At 52.0% G+C, this 26966-nt stretch carries 27 protein-coding genes and 1 tRNA gene; all 28 read left to right on the plus strand.

What is annotated here, in order from left to right:
* Positions 1 to 44 precede the first annotated feature (44 nt).
* On the plus strand, positions 45 to 932 hold the full coding sequence (locus WKI47_RS13580; protein WP_340227685.1) for a YidC/Oxa1 family membrane protein insertase: 888 nt from the start codon (positions 45 to 47) through the stop codon (positions 930 to 932).
* A 76-nt stretch (positions 933 to 1008) separates the two neighbouring features.
* On the plus strand, positions 1009 to 1866 hold the full coding sequence (jag, locus tag WKI47_RS13585) for an RNA-binding cell elongation regulator Jag/EloR (RefSeq protein WP_340227686.1): 858 nt from the start codon (positions 1009 to 1011) through the stop codon (positions 1864 to 1866).
* 207 nt (positions 1867 to 2073) lie between these two features.
* Positions 2074 to 3450 carry a tRNA uridine-5-carboxymethylaminomethyl(34) synthesis GTPase MnmE gene (mnmE, locus tag WKI47_RS13590; RefSeq protein WP_340227687.1) on the plus strand — a complete coding sequence of 459 codons (1377 nt, stop codon included), beginning with the start codon at positions 2074 to 2076 and terminating at the stop codon, positions 3448 to 3450.
* 357 nt (positions 3451 to 3807) lie between these two features.
* Positions 3808 to 5694: a tRNA uridine-5-carboxymethylaminomethyl(34) synthesis enzyme MnmG gene (gene mnmG, locus WKI47_RS13595; RefSeq protein WP_340227688.1), complete on the plus strand. Its 1887-nt coding sequence runs from the start codon at positions 3808 to 3810 to the stop codon at positions 5692 to 5694.
* A gap of 2 nt (positions 5695 to 5696) precedes the next feature.
* Complete coding sequence (gene rsmG, locus WKI47_RS13600) at positions 5697 to 6419, plus strand: 16S rRNA (guanine(527)-N(7))-methyltransferase RsmG (protein WP_340227689.1); 723 nt, start codon at positions 5697 to 5699, stop codon at positions 6417 to 6419.
* 387 nt (positions 6420 to 6806) lie between these two features.
* On the plus strand, positions 6807 to 7631 hold the full coding sequence (gene noc, locus WKI47_RS13605) for a nucleoid occlusion protein (protein ID WP_340227690.1): 825 nt from the start codon (positions 6807 to 6809) through the stop codon (positions 7629 to 7631).
* A gap of 34 nt (positions 7632 to 7665) precedes the next feature.
* Complete coding sequence (locus WKI47_RS13610) at positions 7666 to 8427, plus strand: AAA family ATPase (RefSeq protein WP_340227691.1); 762 nt, start codon at positions 7666 to 7668, stop codon at positions 8425 to 8427.
* A 4-nt stretch (positions 8428 to 8431) separates the two neighbouring features.
* On the plus strand, positions 8432 to 9274 hold the full coding sequence (locus tag WKI47_RS13615) for a ParB/RepB/Spo0J family partition protein (RefSeq protein WP_340227757.1): 843 nt from the start codon (positions 8432 to 8434) through the stop codon (positions 9272 to 9274).
* A gap of 43 nt (positions 9275 to 9317) precedes the next feature.
* The gene (locus WKI47_RS13620) at positions 9318 to 10487 is read left to right on the plus strand and encodes an aminotransferase class V-fold PLP-dependent enzyme (RefSeq protein WP_340227692.1); all 1170 of its coding nucleotides are present in this window, start codon (positions 9318 to 9320) and stop codon (positions 10485 to 10487) included.
* Between the two features lie 227 nt (positions 10488 to 10714).
* Entirely contained in the window at positions 10715 to 11221 is a 507-nt protein-coding gene (locus WKI47_RS13625) for a DUF4446 family protein (RefSeq protein WP_340227693.1), read from the plus strand.
* A gap of 14 nt (positions 11222 to 11235) precedes the next feature.
* The gene (locus WKI47_RS13630; RefSeq protein ID WP_425355463.1) at positions 11236 to 11478 is read left to right on the plus strand and encodes a DUF3343 domain-containing protein; all 243 of its coding nucleotides are present in this window, start codon (positions 11236 to 11238) and stop codon (positions 11476 to 11478) included.
* 134 nt (positions 11479 to 11612) lie between these two features.
* Positions 11613 to 12740 (plus strand): mechanosensitive ion channel family protein, encoded by a 1128-nt coding sequence (locus WKI47_RS13635; protein WP_340227695.1) that lies wholly within the window; start codon positions 11613 to 11615, stop codon positions 12738 to 12740.
* A gap of 18 nt (positions 12741 to 12758) precedes the next feature.
* Positions 12759 to 12965, plus strand: coding sequence for a DUF951 domain-containing protein (locus WKI47_RS13640; protein ID WP_340227696.1), 207 nt, complete (start codon positions 12759 to 12761; stop codon positions 12963 to 12965).
* A 41-nt stretch (positions 12966 to 13006) separates the two neighbouring features.
* Positions 13007 to 13663 carry a hypothetical protein gene (locus WKI47_RS13645; protein WP_340227697.1) on the plus strand — a complete coding sequence of 219 codons (657 nt, stop codon included), beginning with the start codon at positions 13007 to 13009 and terminating at the stop codon, positions 13661 to 13663.
* Positions 13632 to 13722, plus strand: a tRNA-Ser gene (locus WKI47_RS13650). Before WKI47_RS13645 ends, WKI47_RS13650 begins: the two co-directional genes overlap by 32 nt.
* Positions 13723 to 13888: 166 nt before the next feature.
* The gene (rpsF, locus tag WKI47_RS13655) at positions 13889 to 14179 is read left to right on the plus strand and encodes a 30S ribosomal protein S6 (RefSeq protein WP_037286125.1); all 291 of its coding nucleotides are present in this window, start codon (positions 13889 to 13891) and stop codon (positions 14177 to 14179) included.
* Between the two features lie 33 nt (positions 14180 to 14212).
* A complete protein-coding gene (gene ssb, locus WKI47_RS13660; protein ID WP_340227698.1) occupies positions 14213 to 14770 on the plus strand; it encodes a single-stranded DNA-binding protein in 558 nt (185 codons plus the stop codon).
* A gap of 21 nt (positions 14771 to 14791) precedes the next feature.
* Entirely contained in the window at positions 14792 to 15067 is a 276-nt protein-coding gene (rpsR, locus tag WKI47_RS13665) for a 30S ribosomal protein S18 (RefSeq protein ID WP_018976953.1), read from the plus strand.
* Between the two features lie 722 nt (positions 15068 to 15789).
* Entirely contained in the window at positions 15790 to 17556 is a 1767-nt protein-coding gene (locus WKI47_RS13670) for an ABC transporter substrate-binding protein (protein WP_340227699.1), read from the plus strand.
* A gap of 91 nt (positions 17557 to 17647) precedes the next feature.
* Positions 17648 to 18610: an ABC transporter permease gene (locus tag WKI47_RS13675; protein ID WP_340227700.1), complete on the plus strand. Its 963-nt coding sequence runs from the start codon at positions 17648 to 17650 to the stop codon at positions 18608 to 18610.
* Positions 18611 to 18674: 64 nt separating this feature from the next.
* Positions 18675 to 19556, plus strand: a complete 882-nt coding sequence (opp4C, locus tag WKI47_RS13680; RefSeq protein ID WP_340227758.1) for an oligopeptide ABC transporter permease — start codon at positions 18675 to 18677, stop codon at positions 19554 to 19556.
* A 34-nt stretch (positions 19557 to 19590) separates the two neighbouring features.
* A complete protein-coding gene (locus tag WKI47_RS13685; protein WP_340227701.1) occupies positions 19591 to 20577 on the plus strand; it encodes an ABC transporter ATP-binding protein in 987 nt (328 codons plus the stop codon).
* On the plus strand, positions 20574 to 21584 hold the full coding sequence (locus WKI47_RS13690) for a dipeptide ABC transporter ATP-binding protein (protein ID WP_340227702.1): 1011 nt from the start codon (positions 20574 to 20576) through the stop codon (positions 21582 to 21584). Before WKI47_RS13685 ends, WKI47_RS13690 begins: the two co-directional genes overlap by 4 nt.
* 248 nt (positions 21585 to 21832) lie before the next feature.
* Entirely contained in the window at positions 21833 to 22786 is a 954-nt protein-coding gene (locus WKI47_RS13695; protein WP_340227703.1) for a D-alanyl-D-alanine carboxypeptidase family protein, read from the plus strand.
* 290 nt (positions 22787 to 23076) lie between these two features.
* Complete coding sequence (locus WKI47_RS13700; RefSeq protein WP_340227704.1) at positions 23077 to 23508, plus strand: CBS domain-containing protein; 432 nt, start codon at positions 23077 to 23079, stop codon at positions 23506 to 23508.
* 86 nt (positions 23509 to 23594) lie between these two features.
* Positions 23595 to 24521 (plus strand): DUF2232 domain-containing protein, encoded by a 927-nt coding sequence (locus WKI47_RS13705; protein ID WP_340227705.1) that lies wholly within the window; start codon positions 23595 to 23597, stop codon positions 24519 to 24521.
* 12 nt (positions 24522 to 24533) lie between these two features.
* On the plus strand, positions 24534 to 26525 hold the full coding sequence (locus tag WKI47_RS13710) for a DHH family phosphoesterase (RefSeq protein WP_340227706.1): 1992 nt from the start codon (positions 24534 to 24536) through the stop codon (positions 26523 to 26525).
* The gene (gene rplI / locus WKI47_RS13715) at positions 26522 to 26965 is read left to right on the plus strand and encodes a 50S ribosomal protein L9 (protein WP_340227707.1); all 444 of its coding nucleotides are present in this window, start codon (positions 26522 to 26524) and stop codon (positions 26963 to 26965) included. Before WKI47_RS13710 ends, rplI begins: the two co-directional genes overlap by 4 nt.
* Position 26966: the final 1 nt, after the last annotated feature.

The following is a 26966-nucleotide window of genomic DNA, read 5'->3' on the forward strand; positions in this document are numbered from 1 at the left end:
CTGCGGGAGTGCAGGTACATGAAGGTTAAGAGAGGGGTTATCTAGTGTCTCATTTGTTCAAACGCAGAGGCAAGTGGGTGATGGTTATCGCCGCTGTTCTGCTGATTGCCGTCCTTGCGGGCTGTACACCAGCCACGACGCTGCATACGACGGAAGACTTGAAAAATAGCGGCAGCTTCTGGCAGAGTAACGTCGTCTACTGGTTCGCGCTGGCGCTTGACTCGTTCGCAAGATGGTTTGGCGGCGAATACGGCCTGGCCGTCCTGCTGCTCGTACTGATCGTACGTACGCTGATCCTGCCGTTGACAATCAAATCCGTTAAGAGTTCGAAAGCGATGCAAGCGATCCAACCGGAAATGCAGAAGCTGAGAGAACAATACAAAGACGATCCGCAACGTATGCAGCAGGAGCAAATGCGCCTGTTCCAAGAGAACAAAGTTAATCCGGCCGCAGGCTGTCTGCCTTTGATTATTCAGATGCCGATCTTTATCGCGCTGTATAACGCGATCATTTATAACAGTGACTTGGCTCAACACTCCTTCCTCTGGATGGAACTTGGCAAACCGGACATTCCGTTGACGTTGTTTGCAGCCGCTACGACATTCCTGCAAACGTGGTTGATGATGCGTCAAAACCCGGCACAACAACAAGGACCGATGAAGTTCATGTTGTTCGTATACCCGGTACTGATCTTCTTCATGGGTTATCAATTCCCGTCCGCTCTCCCGCTCTACTGGGCAATGAGTAACGTGTACACGATTGTGCAAAACTACTTCCTGTACCGCAACAAAGACGCGAAAGCCGCAGCGGTCATCGCCCAACAAGGCGGAGCAAAGCCTGCTGGCAAAAACGGTACTTCCGGTGGCGGCGTAAGCTTGTCCAAAGGCGCAGGCCCGGTATCGAGCCGCAAAAAGAAAAAGAAAAAACGTTAAGTTTACAAGTATAGAAGATAGCTGAATAACGAGCGTGTGCAAAAGACGAAGCGTAACATGAGGGGGCGCGGATTCGATGACGAGCAAAGTGACGGCTGTAGGGAAAACAGTAGACGAAGCCATCTCGCTGGGACTTGGGCAGCTTGGCGTAACAAGGGATCAGGTTGAAGTAAATGTGCTGGAGCACCCTTCAAAAAAATTCCTTGGTCTGTTCGGTGGGCGCGATGCCAAAGTCGAGCTATCCTTGGTTCGTTCTGGCCGCGTTCCGACAGAGACGGCACCGCAGGTTGCTCCGATTGTCGAAGCCGGGGACAACCCGTCCGCGACTACTCGACTGGAGAGCCCGAATGCTGCGACGCCGGGGCCGATGAAAGCTGACGCCTTGGCGCATACGGAATCCGCACCAAGGCGCGAACAGCCTAATCCGGTCGTGCTTGCGCCGGATGAAGCCGACTTGTCCTCCGATGAGACAGCAGGTGCTCGCCCAATGGAACGTTACCATGAGGCCGCCGATTTTATTCGTGAGGTTGCCGGAGCCATGGGACTTGATGTGGAGGTCGACGTTCGAAAAAATCGGGATGGCGGTCTGCTGGATATTTCGGGTCCCGAGCTGGGCATGCTGATCGGACGTCGGGGTCAGACGTTGGATGCTCTTCAACTTCTGGCTGGCGTCGTCGCGAATAAAGGGTCCGATAAGTTTGTAAGACTGACGCTGGATGCGGAAAACTTCCGTCGTCGTCGAGCCAAAACATTGGAAGACCTGGCTGACCGGCTGGCGGAACGTGTCGTTCGAACCCGTAAAGAAGTCGTGTTGGAGCCTATGCCTCCGCAGGAGCGCAAGGTCATTCATGCCCGGTTGCAAAACCACTCTGAAGTCGATACGGGAAGCCGTGGCGAAGAACCGAATCGCCGCGTCGTCATCACGCTCAAATAACGACTGTTCCAAAGTGAGCATTCAGGCGAGCGCCCTCTTTGCCCATGCGGCGAAGAGGGCCTCTGCCGTTTGCGCTATAGTCGCATCCTTAAATTTGAAATCGAAAGAAACGGGGAATCGAAGCTTGGGGTCTACCGACCGAAGCCTCCCGTTTTTTCTTGTATATAAGACAGGCAAAAGTCAGGCTTGGAAAGAGAGGCATATGTGATGATTAGCGATACAATTGCGGCTATTTCTACAGCGGTGGGGGAAGGCGGGATCGCCGTGATCCGCGTCAGCGGTCCGGAAGCGGTCGGCGAAGTAAGCCGTTTGTTCCGAGGCGCTGCCCCGCTGACGGAAGTACCGACGCATACCGTACATTATGGATTCATTATCGATCCGGAAACGAAAGAAAAAATGGAAGAAGTGCTGGTTACGCTTATGCTTGCCCCCAAGTCTTTTACGACCGAGGACGTCGTGGAGATCAGCGCGCACGGCGGCGTCGTATCCGTTCGTCGGATCATGGAGCTGTTGCTGAAGCAACGTATCCGTCTGGCCGAACCGGGCGAATTCACGAAGCGGGCCTTTTTGAACGGTCGTATCGACTTGTCGCAAGCGGAAGGCGTGATCGACCTGATCCGTTCGAAATCCGACAAAGCGTTCTCCGTCGCGTTCAAACAGGTGGAAGGCGATCTGTCACGCCGGATTCAGGAGCTGCGGCAGACATTGATCGAGACGCTCGCGCATATCGAAGTGAATATCGACTATCCCGAGCATGACGTGGAGTCGATGACCTCGCTGTTTATTCAGGAAAAATGCGGCTCCGTGCTGGCGGAAATCGAGCGGTTGCTGCATACCTCGAACCAGGGCAAAATCCTGCGAGAAGGGATCACCACCGCGATCGTCGGACGTCCCAACGTCGGGAAGTCTTCGCTGCTTAACGCATTGTCCGGTCAAAACCGTGCGATCGTCACCGATATTCCGGGCACGACCCGCGACGTGATCGAAGAGTTTATTACGATCAATAATATCCCGCTCAAGCTGCTCGATACCGCCGGGATTCGCGAGACGTTGGACGTGGTTGAAAAAATCGGCGTCGAACGTTCGCGCACCGCGCTGAACGAAGCGGATCTGATTCTGCTCGTGCTCAACAACGGCGACGAATTGAACGAAGAAGAACAGCAGTTGATGGAGCAGATCAGCGGCCGGCAATCCATTGTCATCCTGAATAAAATGGATTTGCCGCAAAAAGTGGAAACAGAAAAAGTGCGTCAGTTCTACAAAGAAGAGCTGATTGTGCCGATGACCGTTAAAGAGGGAGAAGGCGTTGACCGACTGGAAGAAGCTATCTCTTCTCTGTTCTTCGCCGGTAAGCTCGAAAGCGCCGACCTCACCTATGTATCCAACGTGCGCCATATCGCGCTGTTGCACCAGACCAAGCGCTCGCTGATCGACGCGATCGAAGCCGCCGAGATGTTCGTCCCGATCGACATGATCCAGATCGACGTCCGCCTGGCTTGGGAACAACTCGGCGAGATTGTCGGCGATACCGCCCAAGACTCGTTGATCGACCAGATTTTCTCGCAATTCTGTCTGGGCAAATAAAGTCGACCGACTATTTGATCCACCCTTATATCGGCCCTATATAGATGAAGCAATTTTTCAGGCCCCTACCCCTGAAGCTTCCCTAATCTTTTTCTTTGCCTTTAAAATCCTTTTCCTTGCCTTTAAAAAGCGATGTTCAACCGAACAAAGCAGCCCTTTTCTTTTACCAAAACCACAAGCGAAGCCGGTGAACGAGGGAAGTGGAATGTCCTGAAGAAGCGTAGCGCTCGCCTCTGTTTTCGGAATGCCACCTTAGTTAACTTCCAATCAGGCATTCCGAAAACAGCACGCGATCGTAAGGATATTCCGCGCAGCGAGTTCACCCCAGGCGACGCCCCCACAATCAGGAGGATCAACATGACATACACAGGCGGAGAATTCGACGTCATCGTCGTCGGCGCCGGACATGCCGGCGTCGAGTCGGCATTGGCCGCGGCCCGGATGGGCTGCAAAACACTGATGGTCACCATCAACCTCGATATGGTCGCGTTTATGCCCTGTAACCCGTCGATCGGCGGCCCGGCAAAAGGTCACGTCGTGCGCGAGATCGACGCGCTTGGCGGCGAAATGGGACGCAATATCGACAAGACTTTTATTCAAATGCGCATGCTGAACACGGGCAAAGGTCCGGCCGTTCACGCGCTGCGTGCCCAAGCGGACAAATTCTCGTATCAGCAAACGATGAAAGAAACGATGGAAAAAGAACCAAACCTGACGATGCGTCAGGGGATGGTGGAAGAACTGATCGTCGAAGACGGCAAATGCGTCGGCGTCGTGACCAAAACAGGCACGCGTTATATGGCAAAATCGGTCGTGATCACAACGGGCACTTACCTGCGCGGCAAGATCATTATGGGCGAACTGACGTACGAAAGCGGCCCGAACAACCAACAGCCCTCCGTTCGCCTTTCCGAAAATCTGCGCGAGCTGGGCTTCCAACTGGTTCGATTCAAAACAGGTACGCCTCCGCGCGTGCACAAAGATACGATCGACTTTTCCAAAACGGAAATCCAACCGGGCGACGACAAGCCGAAGTTCTTTTCTTATGAAACGAAAGGTTCGAGCAATGAGCAACTTCCTTGCTGGCTAACGTATACGTCGCCGGAAACGCATCAGATCATCAACGACAACCTGCACCGCGCGCCGATGTTCTCGGGTCTGATCGAAGGTACGGGTCCGCGCTACTGTCCGTCTATCGAGGACAAAGTGGTGCGCTTCAGCGACAAGTCGAAGCATCAAATTTTCCTGGAACCGGAAGGCAAAAACACGTCCGAGTATTATGTGCAAGGACTGTCGACAAGCTTGCCGGAAGACGTACAATTGAGCATGCTGCGCACGATCGCGGGGATGGAAAAAGTCGAAATCATGCGTAACGGCTATGCGATCGAATACGATGCCATGGTCCCTACGCAACTGTGGCCGACGCTGGAAACGAAACTGCTGCCGGGTCTGTTCACGGCTGGACAAATCAACGGAACATCGGGCTACGAAGAAGCGGCGGGTCAAGGCATTATGGCGGGCATTAACGCGGCGCGCAAAGCGCAAGGCCGCGAAGGCGTCGTGCTGGACCGTTCGCAAGGCTATATTGGCGTGCTGATCGACGATCTGGTTACAAAAGGTACCAACGAACCGTACCGCCTGCTGACTTCGCGCGCGGAATACCGTTTGCTGCTCCGTCACGACAATGCCGATCTGCGTCTGACGCCTATCGGTCACGAGATTGGACTGATCGCCGACGAGCGTTACGACCTTTTCCTGGATAAAAAGGCCAAAGTCGAAGCAGAGATCAAACGTCTGAGCAAAGCGAAAGTTCACCCGGATCAAGTGAATCCTATGCTGGAGCGTTTGGAGTCGGCAACCATCAACAATGGCTCCGATCTGTTGACCATCTTACGTCGTCCAGAAGTCTCATACGCCGATATTCAAGATATCATTCCAACGGACGTCGAGCTGGATGAAGAAATGAAGGAACAAGTCGAGATCCAAGTGAAGTACGCGGGCTATATCGAGAAGCAGCTTGCCCATGTGGAACGACTGAAAAAGATGGAACAGAAAAAGCTTCCCGAAGACCTGGCTTACGAAGAAGTCCGCGGCTTGGCTATGGAAGCGAAGCAAAAGCTGTCGTCGATTCGACCGCTGTCGATCGGACAGGCTTCACGCATTTCGGGCGTTACGCCCGCTGATATTTCGATTCTGCTCGTTTACCTGGAACAGTATAACCGGGTAGCGGCCGCACGGGGGTAAGCATGGACGATATTCAACAACGTTTCAGCGATCGGTTAAAAGAAAAAGGAATAGAGTTAAACGAGACGCAGCTTGAGCAGTTTGAGACGTATTACAAGCTGCTGGTCGAGTGGAACGAGAAGATGAACCTGACCGGCATCACCGAGCGTGAACAGGTGTATGAAAAGCACTTTTACGATTCGCTGACGCTGGCCTTTTATGTCGATATGAAAAAAGTGACCAGCCTCGCCGATATCGGCTCGGGCGCGGGATTCCCGGGAGTACCGCTGAAAATCGCGTTCCCGCATGTGAAGCTGTGCATTATCGACTCGCTTAACAAGCGTATCACCTTCCTCAAAGCGGTATCGGACGGAATCGGGCTGAAAGGCGCCGAGTTCCTGCATGGCCGTGCCGAGGAATGGGGACACAAGCGCGGCTACCGCGATTCGTTCGATCTCGTTACCGCACGCGCCGTGGCGCGCCTTGCCGTGCTGAACGAATTTTGTCTGCCGTTCGTTAAGCCGGATGGCGTGTTTGCCGCAATGAAAGGAACGGACCCTACGGAAGAAATCGCCGACTCGCAAAAGAGCCTGCGCGAGCTGCGGGGGGAGATCACGAATGTCGACGCGTTCCGGTTGCCGTTCGACGATTCCGACCGTCATATCATCCGTGTGCTGAAATTCGCGATTACGCCTTACAAGTATCCGCGCACGCCGGGTCTTCCGTTGAAGAAACCGCTGGTATAATCGTGTTTCACGTGGAACAGACTTCAGCATGATCTGTGGAATGTTCAAAAACGTCGCCTTCGGGCGGCGTTTTTTGATATGGATTTTTCATTTTCGAAAAGAGTCCGAGGGGATTTCAGGATAGGATTCAGATGGAAAAAGTGATAAACTGAAGTTGTCTGTCTATAGACTTTTTTGAGTTTAATCAGTAGAGAATCCCGTTTCAAATAGCTGAAAGAACAGGTTTTGCGGATGTTGGCTAAAGCGGAATGCGACGGTTGTCCGAAAATGCGGGGGGAACGCAGCGGCACCGAAAGTTCGCCGAGCCATTTTGCAAAGTCGGGAGTTGAAATTTCTTGAGAAAGACGGCGTATAGCCGACTTCCCGGAATAGGTGGTCATGTTCGGAATGAAAGAGCAATTTTCCAAATTATTCGGGCTGACGGAGCGTTCGGCCGGAGACGAGGTCAAGCAGATTCCGGTAGACGATATCGTTGGCAGTCCTTACCAGCCGCGAACGATTTTCGACGAAGAGAAGATCGAGGAGTTGTGCCAAACGATTCGAACACACGGGATCATCCAACCGATCGTGGTTCGTCTGCGCGGCGGCAAACATGAGATTATCGCGGGTGAGCGTCGCTGGCGTGCCGTGCGCAAATTGGGGCTGCCTACGATACCAGCGATTGTCCGTGAGTTTAATGATTCGCAGACGGCTTCGATTGCGCTGATCGAGAACTTGCAGCGCGAAGGTCTGACGGCTGTCGAAGAAGCGATTGCTTATGAGAAGCTGATCGAGCTGCATCAATTGACGCAGGAAAGTCTGGCTCAACGGCTAGGCAAAAGTCAGTCGACGATTGCCAATAAGCTTCGTTTGCTTCAGCTTTCGGAACAAGTCAAGCTGGCTCTGATGGAGCGCAAAATTACGGAGCGTCACGCGCGGGCCTTGTTATCGCTAGGCGGCGAGGAGCTTCAATTGCACGTGCTCAAAGAAGTGGTCGACAAAGAGCTGAACGTCAAACAGACAGAAGCACGGGTTGCCTTTTACAAAGAAAAAGAAGCGGTATCGTCCCAAAAGTCCAAGCGAGTCTCGTATACGAAAGATGTCCGGCTCGCACTGAATACGATTCGTCATTCGATCGATATGGTATCGGGATCGGGAATGAATATTCAGACGACGGAAGCGGACCAGGGAGACCATTACGAGATCGTGATTCGGATTCCGAAGAAGTCCTGACGGAATCATCAAAAGCCAACCGAGGTGAATCCGATTGTCCAAAATTATTGCAATTGCCAACCAGAAGGGCGGCGTCGGTAAAACAACGACTTCCGTTAACCTGAGCGCAGGCCTGGCCAAGCTGGGTAAGCGCGTGCTTCTGATCGACATCGACCCGCAGGGGAACACGACAAGCGGCGTCGGAATCAACAAAGCCGACGTGGAGCATTGCATTTACGACATTCTCATCAACGAAGTGCATCCGAAGGAAGTCATCGTGTCGACGCATATCGAAGGACTCGACGTTATTCCGGCGACGATTCAATTGGCAGGAGCCGAGATCGAACTGGTGCCGGTCGTCACGCGGGAGCTTCGGCTGAAGAAGAACATCCACCTGGTCAAAAACGATTACGATTATATCCTCATCGATTGTCCGCCTTCCTTGGGCATTCTGACCATCAACTCGCTAACGGCGGCCGACTCGGTCATCATTCCGATCCAATGCGAATATTACGCGTTGGAAGGGTTGAGCCAACTGCTGAACACGGTGCGCCTCGTACAGAAACATCTCAACACGGAGCTTCAGATCGAAGGCGTGCTGCTGACGATGCTGGACGCGCGAACGAATCTCGGTATCCAAGTGATCGAAGAAGTGAAAAAGTATTTCCAGGATAAAGTGTACGGTACGATTATTCCGCGCAATGTGCGTCTAAGCGAAGCGCCGTCGCACGGCCAGACGATCATGACCTACGATCCGCGTTCCAAAGGGGCGGAAGTCTACATGGAGCTGGCAAAGGAAGTGGTTATCGGTGAATAAGAAATTGGGCAAAGGACTCGGAAAAGGTTTGGATGCCCTGATTCCTTCGCTATCGGTCGGGGAAAACGATAAAGTCGTCGATATACCGTTGAATCGGCTTCGCGCCAATCCGTATCAGCCCCGGCATTCTTTTGATGAGGAAGGACTACGCGAACTGGCCGAGTCGATCCGTCAGCACGGCGTCATCCAACCGATTATCGTTCGAAGCGTGTTAAAAGGGTATGAGATCATCGCGGGCGAACGTCGCACGCGAGCTTCCGCTTTGGCGGGCCGAACCGATATTCCGGCTGTCGTCCGCGAGTTTACCGATCAGCAGGTGATGGAGATCGCGTTGATCGAAAACGTTCAGCGCGAAAACCTTAACGCGATGGAGATTGCGGTGGCGTATCAGTCGTTGATGAACGAGTTCAAGATGACGCAGGAAGATCTGTCTGTCAAAGTCGGAAAGTCCCGTTCCCATATCGCGAACTTTTTGCGTCTGCTGACGCTTCCGGAGGAAGTGAAAGACTTTGTTTCACGTGGAACGCTATCGATGGGCCACGCGAAAGCGATCGTCGGATTGAAACATCCGTCGGTCCAGATCCAACTGGCCGAGCAGGCGATCCGCGAAGGCTGGAGTGTTCGGGATCTTGAAGAAGCGGTTCAAGAAGCCGGAAACAAGGCGAAAAGCAAAGCGAAAAACAAGCTCAAAAAACGCGATCCCTACATTGAAAATGTCGAGGAGTCGCTGCGGGAGCATTTTAAAACAACCGTTAAGATCAAGCCGGGCAGCCAGGAAAAAGGCAAGATCGAATTGAGCTATTATAATCAGCAGGATTTGCAGCGTTTGTTGGACCTGCTTCAATAGAAGGTTCCATGTCCGGCGGACGCGTAAGGAAGGAGAAGCGAACATGAACAGAGCAAGCGACAAACCCGTTATTTATCTCGATCATGCCGCGACTTCCTGGCCAAAGCCGGATTCGGTACTTGAAGCGATGCAGCATTGTATGCTGGAAGAAGCGGCCAACCCCGGTCGCGGCGGACACCGTATGGCGATTGCCGCAGGGCGGGTGCTGATGCGGACACGGATAGAGCTTGCTCGCCTGTTCGGCATTTCGAATCCAAGCGATATTGCGTTTATGCCCAACACGACGGTTGCACTCAATCAAGCGATCAAAGGGCTGCTGCGACCAGGGGATCATGTCGTCGCGACGATGATCGAGCACAATTCCGTTCGCCGTCCTTTGGAATACATGCGTCGGGAGCAAGGCGTGCAAGTGGATTATGTTCAGGTGGACGAGACAGGTCAGATCGATCTGTTCCTATTAAACTCGCTTTGTCGCGCCAATACCCGCCTGATCGTATGCAACCATAGTTCGAACTTGCTTGGTAACATATTGCCGTTAGCGGAGATTGCCGATATCGCTCGAAGCTGTGGCGCTTTGCTGTTGGTAGATGCCGCTCAGAGCGCAGGGGTTATGGATATTGACGTAGCCGCTGCGGGAATTGACATGTTGGCTTTTCCCGGACATAAAGGGCTGCTGGGTCCACAGGGTACAGGCGGGTTATATATCCATCCGTCGATCGATCTTGCACCCTTAGTTCATGGAGGAACAGGAAGCCAGTCCGAAGAAGCGAACCAACCTTCCGTGCGTCCTGATCGATACGAGTCGGGAACGCCCAATACAGTAGGCATTGCCGGATTGGGCGCGGGAGTTCGTTATGTTCGTCGGGAAGGTTCATCTGCTATCGGTCTTCACGAGTGGGAATTGACGCAATCTCTTATGGGACAATTGTCCACCGTAGAAGGACTTCGCTTGCTAGGTCCAAAACTTGGTGAGCCGCGCACCGGCATTGTTTCTTTTACAATAGAAGGAATCGATTCGGCCGAGATTGCTTTCCGGTTGGATCGGGATTACGGCATCGCGGTTCGAGCCGGTTATCACTGTACGCCTCTGGCACATCGTTCGGCGAACACTTCGGCCAGTGGCGCAGTACGCAGCAGCTTTGGCCATACAACGACGCGGGCAGATATCGAAGCGCTGGCTAGAGCCGTACGGGATCTTGCAGCCTCCGTGTAAAGCGGCTCAAAATCGGGTAAATACCGAAAATGCACCCGCTTATGGTTTGTCTCACCTTGATTATGGAGTTACGTTTATCTGAAACGCGCACGGTTCTGGTGCGTTTCAGATAAACGTAATCCTACAGCGATCTGAGACAAACCGCTCACATACCGCTTTTACGCATTTCCAATACATCGGCGCGCATGCGCGCCGCAGATAAGCGACAGAAGGGAAAGAGTCAAAGCATGACAGAATTGAATCAACTAATTTCCGAGCAAATATTCGTAATCGTGTCCGCCCTGACGGTACTGGTGCTTATCCTTCTGATTATTGCGATCTCGCAATCGGTCAAGCTGGGCCGACTGCGCAAGCGGTATGAACGTATGATGGCGGGTGCGGGAGTCGAAGACCTGGAATCGCTGCTGCTGAATTTGAAAATGCAGACGGATTCCGTCGAAGACGAGCAGGAAAAGCAGCGTCGTACGCTTATGATGATCGAACAGCGCCAGCGGATGTCGAAGTCGAAGCTCGGCATCAAGCGCTACAATGCCTTTTCCGATCAAGGGAGCGACCTCAGTTTTTCCTTCGCGTTGTTGGATGATCTGGATAACGGTATCGTTCTGAGTGGTCTGCATAACCGGGATAGCTCTTACGTCTACGCCAAGCCGCTCGAACAAGGGACATCGAAATACGCGTTGTCCCCGGAAGAAAAAGAAGCGGTTGAGCTGGCACGTAAAGAGGGACAACAGTGAGCGGCGTACTTGTTATGGCATTTGACTCTTCCCAGCAGGCGCTTCGCGCCGAAATGCTGTTGGAAGAGCAGGACATTGCTTTTGACATGATTCCCACTCCCGGAGCCATTACGGCGGGATGTGCGTTAAGCCTTTCTTTTTCGACAGAGGAGCTTGAACGTGTGATGGCAGTTGTGCAAAAAGAACATATCGAGATCCGCGGAATTTTCCGGGCTGGCGATTCTTCCGGCGAAGGCTCCTTCGAACAATTGGTGTGATTGACTACAACGAATAGGAACAAGATCTGTGCCCGAGTCGCAAAGTGTCGATCCAAGACGCTGATGCGATTCGGGCGTTGTGCCAGTATGCGGTCTTGACCGGCTGAAACGACGCAAAAGGAAGGAGTGTTAGCATGTTTGAAGGATTTTTGATTGCGGCAACGACGAATACAGCGACAGACGGGACAGAGAGCGGAAATACGCCTGCACCGGAAACACCAGCGGGCGATCCGGCGGAAACGGTCCAAGAGGCGTTATCGTTTACCGCAAAACTTTGGGATCAGGTGACGGACCCCGCGATGTGGTGGGGACTTGCCGATACGGCGATTCGCATTGTGCTGATTATTCTTTTGGCACAGGTCGCGATCCGGATTGCTTACAAGGTGATCGATCGGGCCTTACTGAAGCAGAAGCAGGATAGCGGGGAAAACAAATTCCGCGTCAAGCCGCGACGGTTCGTGACGATCGGCAAGCTGCTCAAAAATATGGTCGTGATCGTGCTTAACTTCATGATGTTGATGCTGATCATTTCCGAACTCGGCTATGACCTGGCTCCTCTGATTGCCGGTGCGGGGGTCATCGGGCTTGCGATCGGCTTCGGCGCGCAAAGTTTGGTCAAAGACGTCATTACCGGATTTTTCATCGTGTTTGAGGATCAATTCGCGGTAGGCGACGTCGTGCAGATTGCCACTTTCAAAGGTACGGTCGAAGTGATCGGTCTGCGAACAACACGGCTGCGTAATTGGAACGGCGAAGTCTATGCGATTCCGAACGGAACGATCACGAATGTAACGAACTTCTCGTTGGCCGATGCCAAAGCCGTGATCGATATTCCGATGAGCGCCGATCGTGCGCTGGACGAAGCGACCCATCTGGTGGCTAAATCCTTGGAAAAGGTCCGTGATGAAAATACGAAGGTGCTGGGCGATCCGAAAATTCACGGCGTGCAAACGATGACAACCGGCGAATATACGCTCCGCGTTACCGTAAGCTGCTCGCCGAATGCTCAAGCGGAAGTAGAAAGCTTGATCCGGGGCGAGGTTAAACGGGCGATGGAGCGAAGCGACGCTTTGAAGCAGGCACTGGCCGAAGAGGCCGAGCGCAAAGCTCAAGCCGCAGAAGAAGAACAAGCCCGCAAATCCGCCGCCGCGTCTTCCGAGATCGCGGAGACAAAAACGGAAGGGCCGGGCAAGCCGGAATCGGAAAAAATCGATGCGGAGAAAACGCCGAATACGGAAGACAAACCGCATTCGGCACAGTAAGCGAAGGAGGTGGCCCGGTTGGAACGCAAAGTATTCGGCCTGGGAGACATCGTACAGATGAAAAAGCCGCATCCGTGCGGCAGCAACGAAATGGAGATCATTCGCATGGGCATGGACATTCGGATTAAGTGTGTCGGCTGCCAGCATAGCGTATTGATCCCAAGGGTGAAGTTCGAGAAAAACATGAAGAAGGTACTGAAGTCTGCGGCAGTGGATGAGCAGTAAGCAAGACGCCCGATCAATTCATATCAAAGAAGGTTTAGGCCATGATCACGATCAACAGTCAAAGGCTTTACGATAATGAATGGATTCGTTTCGACTTTTTGCAAAAGAATTACGGAGAGCGCTCGTCTTTTTCGGACCGGGCTTACGTCATGTCTTTTGACAGCGAGGTTGTTTTTGCGAGCATATCGAGCGCGATCCCCGTTTTCGACGAAGAGTATAAGCGTTTCGCGAACTGGGTGCGCATGACGTTTCCTTACGAAGCGGATAGAGGCAGAAGCGAAGAGCCGAATTACGTCGAAACATTCGGCGTCGGCATTTGTTCGTACGCGTCCGGGGAAAACATTTATTTCGAACTGGATATTCGCGAAATCGAGAGCGGGACTCCGTCGGAAGCGAGAATGCAGCTTGAAGCATTGCTGGATTATTTGGAGCACGATTTTTTCCGCAATCCTCGTATTCTCGCCGCTTTGCCGCGAAAAGCAGGATTGAAAGCGAATCGGCGAAAAGAAAAGCCGCACGGCAAAAAGAATGACGAAAGCGGGCCGGAATCAAGCTTGATTCCGGCCCGCTTTACCGCTTGGGAATATTTTTTCGCGAAATCCGATAAAGCGCTTGATTTTCTTTTGAGCCTGCTATATAATAAATTCTGTTGTGACACTTATTTATGGAGAGGTACCCAAGAGGCCCAAGGGGGCTGACTCGAAATCAGTTAGGCGTGTCAAAGCGTGCGTGGGTTCGAATCCCACCCTCTCCGCCATATTGTTACTCAGACTAACGACCGAGGGTCGTTTTTTTGTTTTTATAGCTGGAAATTTTTATTGATGCCATACGCAAAGTCTGATATAATAATACGGTCCGGGCTTAACGCCCGTTCCTTGCTCCCAACCCGATTGGGGGCCTTAGTCCAAGAGGAGGTGAAATATATGCGTAACTATGAAGTGATGTACATCATTCGTCCAGACGTTGAACAAGAAGCGGTAGACGCTGCAATCAATAGATTCTCGGGCATCATCACTGACGGTAACGGCGAAATTACCAAGCACGATGCTATGGGTAAGCGTCGCCTCGCGTATGAGATCAAGAAACATCGTGACGGATTCTACGTTCTGACTAACTTCACAGCTGAACCAGCTGTCGTTACAGAGCTTGAGCGCGTCATGAAGATTTCCGATGATGTCATCCGCTACCTGATTACCGCAGTACCAACGAAGTAACAGTCGATCTAATCGGCAAAGGAGGGGACCGAGATGTTGAACCGAGTCATTTTGATCGGCCGGCTGACACGTGACCCTGAGCTGCGGTACACGCCTGCGGGCGTAGCCGTAACCCAGTTTACGATTGCAGTCGACCGTCCGTTTACGAGCCAGGGTGGAGAACGCGAAGCGGACTTCATTCCGGTAGTCACCTGGCGCCAACTGGCTGAGACTTGTGCAAACTATTTGCGCAAAGGACGCCTGACGGCGGTAGAAGGCCGTATTCAAGTACGGAACTACGACAATAATGAAGGAAAGCGTGTATACGTGACTGAAGTTATTGCCGATAATGTCCGTTTCCTGGAATCGCCGAATCGCGAAGGCGGCGGCGGATCGGGCCGCGACGAGTCGTCCTCTTACGGAGGCGGCAACAGTGGTGGCAATAGCAACGGTGGTGGAAATCGCCCTGAACCCTCTTACGGTGGTAACGGTGGCGGCGGAAACCGCGGAGGCGGTAGCCAAGCTCCTCGCGGAGGCGGCAGCAATAATCAGGATCCTTTTTCCGATGACGGAAGACCGATCGATATTTCGGATGATGACCTGCCATTCTAATTATAGAAAGGAATGAATCGAATGAGCTTTAGACAACGTGATGCTGGAGACGGCGAAAGACGTCCTAGCGGCGGCCGTCGTGGTCGCAACAAGCGCCGTAAAGTGTGCTATTTCACTGTAAATAAAATCACTTTCATCGACTATAAAGATACGGACCTGCTTCGTAAATTTATCAGTGAGCGCGGCAAAATTTTGCCACGTCGTGTAACAGGCACAAGCGCGAAATACCAACGCATGCTGACTGTTGCTATCAAACGTTCGCGTCAGGTAGCCCTGCTGCCTTACACAACGGAATAGTACAATTCCTAAGAGACGATTGGCCTTTGGCCGGTCGTCTCTTTTTTTCTTTTCGAAAAGAACGTTAACTGAGACAAAAAAAGCTGTACAAATGTGAAAACGTTCTTATAATAGAAGGAAAATAAAAAAGCCTGGGTGTAACAAAAAAAGCTATTCTTTTGCCCACGATATGCTAAAATGAAAAAACTCCCTATTTTAAGGGCTTCTTCCTTCAAATTTTGAATACCTATCGTATATATTTGTTAAATAACCTCACACAAAAAGAAAGTCGGATTACATATCTTTTCTGAAAAGGCTTGATTTTGATACGCCTCTTTGTGTATTTATACATATTAAAGAGATAAAATACACTATTTAGCTTAAAATGAAACTAAAAAAGGTGTTTTTTCTCAAAAAAAGTATTGACGTGAGTATAATTTACACGTATTATTGACATTAAATTTACCGCTGGTTCATTAAGCCGACGCTTTAATGCAAGTCATTGCGCCGCTTGAAATCGACCAAAGGTTAAATGCCAAGGTACAACATGCATTTATGCATGGATACCGGAGATGAAAGAACCCGATGCGTGAGCGGCTTGCCAAAGCTGACGAAATGCACGAGGCTCAATCATCCCAATGTCGATCGCCGTAAAGTTTGTTTAAAATAATCTGAACGCTCTGCGATTTCCGATTATTTTTATAGCTTTTGCTGCTTTTAAACTTCGAATTAGGGGGATCTACATGAAAAAGAGACTGTCTTTGATGCTTGTGACACTTATGGCCTTCGGTTCTATCCTGGCTGCTTGCGGTGGCGGTGAAGAAGCTGCTTCCACGGATACGACCACGCCGACGGAAACAGCTACGGATACGACGACACCTGACGAAACGGCAACGGAAGAAACGGGTACGGATTCCGAAAGCGCGATCGGATTCACGGAAGCAACGGACGTAGCAACCAACAACGACGTAGCGCTTGCCCGTACGGATTCCGCCATCATCGGTACCGTGGCTCCGCAAGGCGTATTCAATCCGTTGTTCCACCAGACCTCTTACGACTATTATGTAGACTATCTCGTGTTCCCTTCTTTGACCAAAGTGAAAACGGACGGCACTTACGAAAACGATCTTGCCGACGATATCAAAATTTCCGACGACAACAAAACATACACTTTCCATATTCGCGACGACGCGAACTACAGCGACGGCACGCCTGTGACGGCCAGCGACTACTTATTCGCATTGAAAATCTACCTGGACTCCAGCTACGACGGTCAAGCCGACCCGCTGAGCTGGAACATCGTAGGCGGCAAAGAGTACAACGAAGGCACCGCAACCGACATTTCCGGCGTCAAAGTCATCGATGACAAAACCGTCGAAGTAACGGTTAGCGATTACGACGCGATGACCCAAGTCAATCTGGGCGGCGTTACGCCTTTGTCCGAAGCCTATTACGGCAAAGACTACAAACAAGGCGACGTGTCCAGCATCAAAGCGTTCAACGGCAAGCCTATGGGCGCGGGTCCGTACAAAGTAACGAAATACACGGCTGGTCAAGAAGTCGACTTCGAAGCGAACGAAGGGTACTACGACGGCGCTCCGAAGATTCCGAAGCTGATCTACAAAGTAACGACCGATACGACCAACCTGGCGATGCTGCAAGCCGGCGAGACCGATCTGGACAATATTACGGTCAACGAAGACAACGTGGAAGAGTTGAAAGCAACAGGCTTCCTCGACGTCGATATCCTCAAAAACAATGGTTACGGCTATGTCGCCATGAACAACAACAATCCGCTGTTCTCCGACGTTAAAGTCCGTCAGGCTTTGACTTACGGCTTGAACCGCGCGGAAGTGGTAGAAGCGGCTTACGGTCCTTACGCCGAAGTCATCAACATCCCGCAATCCGACGTATCGTGGGCATACACGGACGAAAATATCGATCCTTACGATTACGACGTGGAAAAAGCGAAATCGCTGTTGGATGAAGCCGGTTGGGTCGAAGGCGCAGACGGCATCCGCGAAAAAGACGGCAAGAAATTCGAAGTCAATTTCTCCGCGACTGCGGATAACCCGGTCGTGGACGCCCTGATTCCGATCATGACCGAGAACTACGAGCAACTGGGCATCAAGCTCGTTGTCGAAACGCTTGATTTCAACGCGATCATGGAGAAAAAAGACAAAGGCGACTACGATATGTTCTTCGCCGCTTGGGGCTTGACGCCTGACCCGGATTCGACCGTGTATATCACGGACGGCGCGCAAAACAACTCCGGTTACTCCAATCCCGAAGTCGATGCTCTGTACGCAAAAGGCAAGAAAGAGCTGGACATCAACGAACGCAAAAAGATTTACGCCGAAGCTTACCAAAAGATCAACGCCGACGCTCCTGAAATCCTGATGTATCAAAGAACGAATATGCTGGCGATCAACGGCAGACTCGACGGCTGGGATATCAGCCCGTACAAAGATTTCCCATTGAGCCTGCACCAAGTCGAAATCGCTGAGTAATTCCTTTTAATCAGATATTCGGTTATCCGATATGCTCAGCTCATTCTATGAGCTGAGCATATCGATTTATATGCCAGGAGGAGACGTGTCAATGAGTCAGTACATCATCCGGCGTTTGTTGCAGATGATCCCGACTTTGATCGGTATTTCGATCATCGTTTTTGCCATTTCCCAGATGGTTCCGGGAGATTACATCACTGCGTCGCAGAACCCGAACATGACCGCGGAAAGAGCGGACCAATTGCGGGCGCTTTACGGTCTCGATTTGCCACCTGTTCAACAATATTTTATTTGGGCCAAAAATATGCTTGTCGGCAATCTGGGCGATTCGTTCCAGCATAAGATGCCGGTTACCGAAGTCATCAATACCTATGTATGGAATTCGTTCGTTATCGCTTTCGCCACTTTGATTTTAAGTTGGGTGATCGCCGCGTTCGTGGGCGTTTTCTCCGCACAGTTCCAATATTCCTTTTTCGATAAAGTCGTCACGCTGCTCGTCTTCTTGCTGATGTCGCTGCCTTCGTTCTTTATCGGTCTTCTCGCGATCAAGTATTTCGCGCTCGATACGAAATTATTGCCGACCGGAGGGATGACCACGGCCGGATTGAACGCAAGCGGCTTCGAGTATCTCAAAGATGTCGGCTTGCATATGATTATGCCAGTAGCCGTTATGACGACATTGAGCGTAGGCGGATTAACGCGGTATTTCCGGACGGGGATGCTGGAAGTTATCCGTCAAGACTATATCCGTACGGCACGGGCAAAAGGACTCAAAGAACGTACCGTTATTTTCAAACACGCTTTCCGCAACGCTCTGCTTCCCGCAATTACGCTGCTGGGCTTCGAACTTCCGGGACTTTTCGGCGGCGCGATGATTCTGGAACGCGTCTTCAACTGGCCGGGGATCGGGCAGATTTACCTGGCTTCGCTTAACTTGCGCGATTATCCGCTGATGCTCGGATTCACGATGTTTCTGGCGGTACTGACGCTTCTCGGAAACTTGATTTCCGATATTTTGTACGGGGTCGCCGACCCGAGAATTCGTCTAAAGTAGGAGGAGATTCATAGTGGAACAGCCGTCGTTAAACCGAACCGAGCAGCTTCAAGAACAGCTCAAAATCGTTAAAGTCGAATCTCCGTGGAGAATCGCGATTCGTCGCTTTGCCAAAAACCGTCTGGCTTTGATCGGACTCATTATTTTGTTCTTGATGTTTGTGCTTTGTTTTCTGGGGCCCGTATTTTCGCCTTACGAATTGAACCAAACCAGCGTGAAAAACAAAAACTTGGCTCCAAGCGCCGAATATTGGCTTGGAACCGATAAGCTCGGCCGGGACGTATTGCTGCGCGTGATGCTGGCAGGACGCATCTCGTTGACCGTAGGGCTCGTCGCGACGGCAATCTCCGTCGTAATCGGTGCCACGTTAGGCGCCGTGGCCGGTTTTTACCGTCGCTTCGCCGATACGCTGATCATGCGCATCGCCGATATCTTCCTGGCTCTGCCTACGCTGCCGATCCTGATCACGCTCGGCGCGATTTTGTCCGACCTTAAGATCGAGCCGTCGAAACGTATTTATTTCTTAATGCTGATCATCGGCATCTTGGGCTGGGTCGGATTGGCGCGCTTGGTGCGAAGCCAGATCCTTACGCTGCGCGAGCAAGAGTTCATGCAAGCGACCGAAGCGCTCGGCCTGCGCGATTCGCGCAAAATTTTCCGGCATCTGATGCCAAACACCATTCCGATCATTATCGTTTCCGCGACGCTTGGCGTAGCCGGCGCGATCTTGACCGAATCCGCGCTCAGCTTCCTGGGCCTGGGCGTCGTGCCTCCGACCCCTTCATGGGGAAACATGATCAATGCGGCCAACAACCTGATCGATTTCCGCAAACGCCCGTGGATCTGGATTCCGCCCGGCGTATGTATCCTCGTTACCGTAACGGCGATCAACCTGATCGGCGACGGCTTGCGCGATGCGCTCGATCCGAAGATGAAAAGTCGATAAGGCCCGCAAATAATGAAGAAGTAGGAGAGACGAAATGGCAAAAGAATTAGTCGAATTCCGAAACCTCGAGACCCATTTTAAAACGTCCGCAGGTACCGTCAAAGCCGTAAACGACGTTAGCTTTTCGATTCGCGAAGGCGAGACGCTTTGCGTGGTCGGCGAGTCCGGCTGCGGCAAAAGCGTGACCGCGATGTCGTTGATGCAATTGATCGAATCGCCTCCCGGCAAAATCGTCGGCGGAGAGATCTTTTTCGAAGGCAAAGACCTGCTCAAACTCAATAAAAAAGACATGGGCCGATTGCGCGGCAAAGAAATCGCCATGATCTTCCAAGAGCCGATGTCTTCGTTGAACCCCGTGTTCACGATCGGCAAACAGATCACCGAGCCGCTGCTGTACCATCTGAACATGACGCAAAAAGAAGCCAAAGCGCGCGCGATCGAATTGATTACGATGGTCGGCATTCCGCGCCCGGAAAAGATTTTCCATTCCTACCCGCACGAACTGAGCGGCGGCATGCGCCAGCGGATCATGATCGCGATCGCGCTGAGCTGCAATCCGAAGTTGCTGATTGCGGACGAACCGACAACGGCGCTCGATGTCACGATCCAGGCTCAGATTCTTGACCTGATGCGCGATATCAAGACCAAAATGAATACGGCGATCATGATGATCACGCACGATCTTGGCGTCGTGGCCGAGATGGCGGACTTCGTTGTCGTCATGTACGCGGGCAAAGTGATCGAAGAAGCGTCGGTGCTGGAACTGTTCCGTGAGCCAAGACACCCGTATACGCAAGGCTTGCTGAAAGCCAAACCGGTCATCAACCAGCGTCAGGAGCGTTTGTATTCGATCCCGGGCCAAGTACCGAATCCGGTGGATCTGGGCGAAAACTGCCATTTCCATGACCGTTGCGAGTTCTGCATGGAAATCTGCAAGGCCAAAGCACCGCCGCTGCGCGCGCATATCGACGGGCATAAAACGGCGTGTTGGCTGTATGAAGAGGAGGGGAAAGCACAATGAGCGAATCGGTAGTCCAGGTGGACACTAGACACAGCGGCGGAACCGGCGAACCCCTCGTTCAAGTAGAGAATTTGAAAAAATATTTCCCGATCACAGGCGGAGTTTTCCAGCGTCGAGTCGGCGATGTGAAGGCTGTCGACGGCGTGTCCTTTACGATTAATAAAGGGGAGTCGTTCGGTCTGGTCGGCGAGTCCGGCTGCGGCAAAAGCACGATCGGTCGCACGCTGCTTCGTCTGAACGACAAGACGGACGGAAGCGTACATTTCGAAGGCCGGGATCTGCATAAGCTTTCCAAGTCCGAATTGCGCAATATGCGGACCAAGATGCAGATCGTATTCCAAGACCCGTTCAGTTCGCTCAACCCGCGGATCAAAGTGGGAGAAGCGATCGGCGAAGCGCTGCTCGATCACGGTTTGGTCAGTCGAAAAGACGTGAAAGAGCGAGTGATCGAAACGATGAAGCTTTGCGGATTGGCCGAATACCATTATGACCGTTTCCCGCACGAATTCTCAGGCGGTCAGCGTCAGCGGATCGGCATCGCGCGCGCGTTGATCATGAACCCGGATTTCATCGTGGCCGACGAACCGGTATCCGCGCTCGACGTGTCGATTCAGGCTCAAATCATTAACTTGCTGAGCGATCTGCAAAGCGAGAAGCAGCTGACCTACCTGTTCATTTCCCATGATCTCAGCGTCGTCGAGCACTTATGCAACCGCGTAGGCGTGATGTACCTCGGCACGATGATGGAAATGGCGCCGACAGACGAGCTGTTCAGCAATCCGCTGCATCCTTATACGAAAGCGTTGATGTCGGCGATTCCGGTTCCGGACCCAACGTTGAAGCGCGAACGCATCGTGCTTCAAGGCGATATTCCGAGTCCGGCAAACCCGCCTTCCGGCTGCAAGTTCCATACCCGCTGCCCGATGGCGTCGGATATTTGCAAACAGCAAATCCCAGAGTACCGCAACGTAGGCAACGAGCATTTTGTAGCCTGCCACTTTGCTTAACGGCTTCCGGTCTGTTTTTAAAAAGTCGAGATCGAACGATCAGTTCGAATCTCGGCTTTTTTTGCGTTTTCACGACGATTCGCTTCTTTTTCATGGTGCATTTCAAGGGTAGATTGGTTACTTTTCTTATGAAAGAATCATGCAGAAAAAAGAAAGTTCATAAAAAAGTTAAATTTTTTTAACTTTTTGCAGACTAAAATCATTTTTCGCACGTCTATAAGAGTAATGGAAGAAGGGAGCGGATCGATTTGAAGAACGGGGGCTTTTGGAAAAAGAGTATATTGATCGTCGTTGCTGTCTTGTTGCTGCTAATTCCCCAGCAGTTACTGGCCAGCCGTCCAAAAGTCGAAGCGGCAGCAGCCGTTCTGATCGATGCGCAGACGGGAGAAATATTATGGCAAGCCGAAGGCGACCGGGTCGTCGAAGCTCCTGCCATGGCGCAGCTCATGACCGAATGGTTGGTGCTGGATGCCGTTCGCGGCGGTCACGTGGATTGGGAAGATTCAGTGCGTGTCGGCGGTGACGAAAAGGTAACGCAAGCATCGATTACGCCTAAGCCCGATACAGGAAAAGGAAGAATTTCGTTACGAGCCGATGATCAGATTCCGCTGAACGAGCTATTTATGGGCCTTGCCGTTTCTTCGTCGACTGAAGCGGAGCAGGTGCTGGCACGTTACACGGGCGGCTCGGAAGAATCTTTTGCCTGGATGATGAATGAAAAAGCACGTCGAATCGGCATGTCATCCTCCACATTGTTCAAGCCGAGCGACGCTGCGAAAGTGCCCGCGACTTCAACAAACGGCAGCCTGCCGAACGGGAGCCGAATGACTGCCAAAGACGCAGCGGTGTTATGCCGGGCTTTGATCGAGTCGCATCCCGAAGTGCTGCGGATGTCGTCGGTCGCGCAGACCGAGATCAGCTCAAGAGGCATTTATATGACGAACACCAATGCGATGCTGCCTGAATTCGCAGGGCCTCACGCTTATCGCGGAATGGACGGACTGAAGGCTTACGGTTCGGAAAAAGAGGGCTATTCCGTTGCCGGCACGGCGCAGCGCGACGGACAGCGACTGATCGTAGTCATTTTGGGAGCGGACAGCCGGGAAAAAAGTTTCCAAGCTGCCGGACGTTTGCTCGACTACGGATACGCGAGATCGGGTTCGTTTGCGGAACGGGCGACTTCCTGGTTGAAGCTCGTATGATCATGGGAAAATAAAACCAGCGACCGATCATTGGGTCGCTTTTTTTATTTTCCCGCTCAGTCTTATGGTACGAACGAATTTATTCGAACATAAACCTGCTTTTTGAACGTGGTGAATGTAAGAGTTTAAGCTATAATAGAAATGAGGCTTACCGGATTGAAGTTCCTTTTTTCCGGGTGATGAACAGAAGAATGCCTATCCGCCGAAGCGTTTACCAATAGTGCGTTGCTTAAATGCGAGCTGATGCTTGCAATCGTGAAGACAACGTAATAAAGAAGGAGAAATCCGTTATGAATATTGCTTTTTTCCTGCTTCCGAAGCATGAAGTTGCGTTTGTGACGCTTGACGCCACACTTCGTCAGGTCATCGAGCGCATGGAGCACCATCAGTACACAGCCATTCCGATCATCGATAAGGAAGGCCAATATGCCGGAACCGTGACTGAAGGAGACCTTTTGTGGCATATGAAACGTTCCGAAGGACGCATTACTTTTGAGAACGCTTCACGTTTTATGTTAAAAGAACTTCCGCTTCGGATGAATAATAAGCCTGTATCGATCGAATCGGACATGGCGGACTTGATTAACCTTTCCAAAATGCAAAACTTCGTTCCGGTTGTCGATGACCGGGGTCGCTTTATCGGGATCGTGCGTCGCAGCCAGATTATCGAATATTGCGCAGGCTTTGTTCCCAGACAAAACGTAGAATCGCAAAGCACATAACGCGCTGGTCGCTCGGTATCGGGCGCCACTCCGAATATGCTATAATGATTGTTAAACTTTCATATCCGCACAAGAGGTGAATCTACTTGAAATTGCGTTTGTCTTCGGCGATGTGGGCGATCCTGTACCTGCTGGTCCTGCTGTCGCTGTTAACGCCGCTGTCCGCGATCACGCTGCTGGTTATGGTCGTTCCGGTAGCCGTGCTTTATGCCTCGTTGCGTGTAAATGTATTTTGGCTGCACATCGTGCCCGTACTGGCAGTTCTCGGTATTCTATCGGGCTCGCTTGCGCCTTATACGCTTATTTTGGCTGGTTATTTTTTGATCGTCGGTATTGTGATGGGGCATCTGTACAAGAAACGCGCTCCCGCGCTCCAAACGATCATGTACGGTATGGGAACATTGCTCGGTCTGCTGTTGGTGCTGCTTGCCGTAGCTAAATTGATCCTCGGCTTCAATCTGTCCGACTACGTTAGCGATTTCGTGCACACCACGTTCGATCCGTTGCTGGTTGTCGCAGAGATGAGCCCGATACTAAGAGAGCAATGGACGCCGGATCTAATCTTCGCTTTGGCAAACCAGACGGTGATGATGATTCCGCTGGGTATGGTGGTGAGTTCGTTCGTGCTTGCGGTGGTTACCCATGCGATCGTTCGTCCAACTTTGTCGTCGATGGGCGTAGCTGCACCGAAACTTCGCGCTGCCCACGAATGGAAACTGCCGCGTGCCTTGATTTTCTACTATTTCGTCGTATTGATTGTGGACATGGTGACTTACGATCAAGGGGACGGATTCTGGAAAATGGCTGCTGTTAACCTGCTTCCGCTGCTGCAATTCTGCTTTATTATCCAGGCGATCGGGTTCTGGTTCTTTATCGGGCACGTCAAAAAGTGGCATCGAGCCATTTGTATTCTGATGGCGGTCGTGACGGTCGTATTTCCTCCGATGCGGATCATCGGGATTATCGATCTGGCCTTCCCGCTGCGTGAGTTCATTACAAGACCGAAACGATAGGGTGAGGAAACCATGCCAAACTTTTTGTTGAAACGCTGGTACGGTTACCGGACCGTTTGGGCGTTTCTTCTGCTGCTGACGCTAACGGCATTTGTCACCGCGTACAACTGGCCGATCGGTCTGCTCTCGTTGTGCCTGGTTTTTGTCGTCGTTTTCGTCATGCTTCGGGCAGAGATGCAATTCAGGCGGGAATTGGCCGAATACACCACGACGCTCTCTTACCGCGTGAATAGCATTGAAGGAGAAATTACGAGCCGCTTGCCATTCGGCTTGCTGCTGTATGATGCTGAGCGCACGATAGAATGGCATAACCGCCAAGTCGCCCAGTTGTTTAAAATGGACAGCGTAGTCGGTACTCCGCTGGTTGAACTGCTGCCGGGACTGCCTCCGCTGACCCGTGACAAAAAAGACGGATCGAAAGAACCGTTAAGCCTCGTACGCGCGGAAATCGAAGTCGGAACCGAAACCTACGATGTTCGCGTGTACCCGGAAGAACGGCTGATCTATCTGCAAAAAATGACCGAAATGGCCGAGCTGCGCGAACGTTACGAAAAAGAAAGTCTGGCGCTCGGCATTCTGTTGTTCGACAATCTGGACGAGGCTTTTCAGGGAATGGACGATCAGCAGCGCACGTTGACGATCGCTCGCGCTACCAGCCTGATCAACGGTTGGGCGCGTCAGTATGACGTGTATTTGCGCCGTCTGTCCAGCGAACGGTATATGATGCTGCTTAATCAAGCGGCACTCGACAAACTGGAACACAGCCGCTTTGTTATTTTGGACGAAGTGCGCGAAGCGACAAGCGATCTGAAGGTTCCGATGACGCTCAGCATAGGACTGGCCTGCGGCAACGAAAAGATCGGCGAATTAGGCGCTTTGGCGCAATCCAGCCTGGATATGGCGCTGGGACGCGGCGGCGATCAGGCTGCGGTCAAGGTCGGACAGCGACTGTCGTTCTATGGCGGCCGATCCAACGCGGTCGAGAAACGGACTCGCGTTCGGGCGCGCGTAATCGCTCATGCGCTTCGCGATTTGATGAAACGCAGCGATCGCGTGCTGATCATGGGCCACCAAAACCCGGATATGGACGTGATCGGCGCCGCAATCGGTATGCTCAAAGCTGCCGATCGGCTGGAGGTCGAAGCGAGTATCGTGCTGGATGGAGACAATCCGTCGATCAGCAAAATGATGGAGCGTATTCGCGCGGATCTTACGCTGGCCGACCGTTTTGTAGGACCTGAGGAAGCGCTGGCGCAAATGACCGAGCGAACGCTGCTTGTCGTTGTCGATACGCATAAGCAGTCGCTGACGATCGAACCCAAGCTGGTGCAAAAAGCGAAGCAAGTCGTGGTCATTGACCATCATCGGCGCAGCGAGGAATTTATTAATGAAGCGGTCATCGTTTATTTGGAGCCGTATGCTTCTTCCGCCAGCGAATTGGTGACGGAGCTGCTCCAGTATATTCACGACAATATGACATTAACTCCTTTGGAAGCCACTTCATTATTAGCCGGTATTACGATGGACACCAAACATTTTACGCTGCATACCGGTTCCCGGACGTTCGAAGCCGCAGGCTTCCTGCGCCGAAGCGGAGCAGATACGATTCTTGTTCAGCGGATGCTGAAAGAGGATTTGAGCGAGTACATCTCGAAAGCAGACATTATCAAAAATGCTCGCGTCGTGCTGGGCGGGGTTGCGATTGCCGTCACTGACGAGGGGCGCCAGTTCCCGCAGCTATTGATCGCGCAGGCGGCCGATACGCTGCTCAATATGACGGACGTGAACGCGTCGTTCGTCATTGGCAGCCGTCCCGACGGACTGACCGCCATAAGCGCCCGCTCGTTCGGCAAGATCAACGTGCAGGTCGTGATGGAACGCCTGGGCGGCGGCGGGCATTTGACCAACGCGGCGGTACAGCTTGATATTTCTCCGCGCGAGGCCGAGAAAAAGCTGATGGCCGTGCTTGAAGATATTGAAAAGGAAGAGGGGCTATTCGAATGAAAGTAATTTTTCTGAAAGACGTTAAAGGTCAAGGCAAAAAAGGCGACGTGAAGGAAGTATCGGAAGGATACGCACAGAACTTCCTGTTTAAAAACGGAGTGGCAAAGCCAGCTACCGACGGCAACGTAAAAACGCTTGAGAATCAGCATGCGGCCGAAGAAAAGCGTAAAGAGAACGAAAAGCAAGAAGCGGTTGAGCTTGGCAAAAAGCTTGAAGAAGTCACCGTGCAAATCAAAGCTAAATCCGGCGAAGGCGGTCGTTTGTTTGGCGCGATCACAAGCAAACAGATCGGCGAAGCCTTGTCCAAGCAAGGCTTCAAAGTCGACAAACGCAAAATCGAACTGGAAGAGCCGATCCGTACTCTTGGTGTAACTCAAGTTCCCGTTAAATTGCACAAAGACGTCAAAGCGACGCTCAAGGTCCAGGTTTCGGAGGAATAAG

The sequence above is a fragment of the Saccharibacillus sacchari genome (assembly GCF_037722395.1).
GTDB classification, from domain to species: domain Bacteria; phylum Bacillota; class Bacilli; order Paenibacillales; family Paenibacillaceae; genus Saccharibacillus; species Saccharibacillus sacchari_A.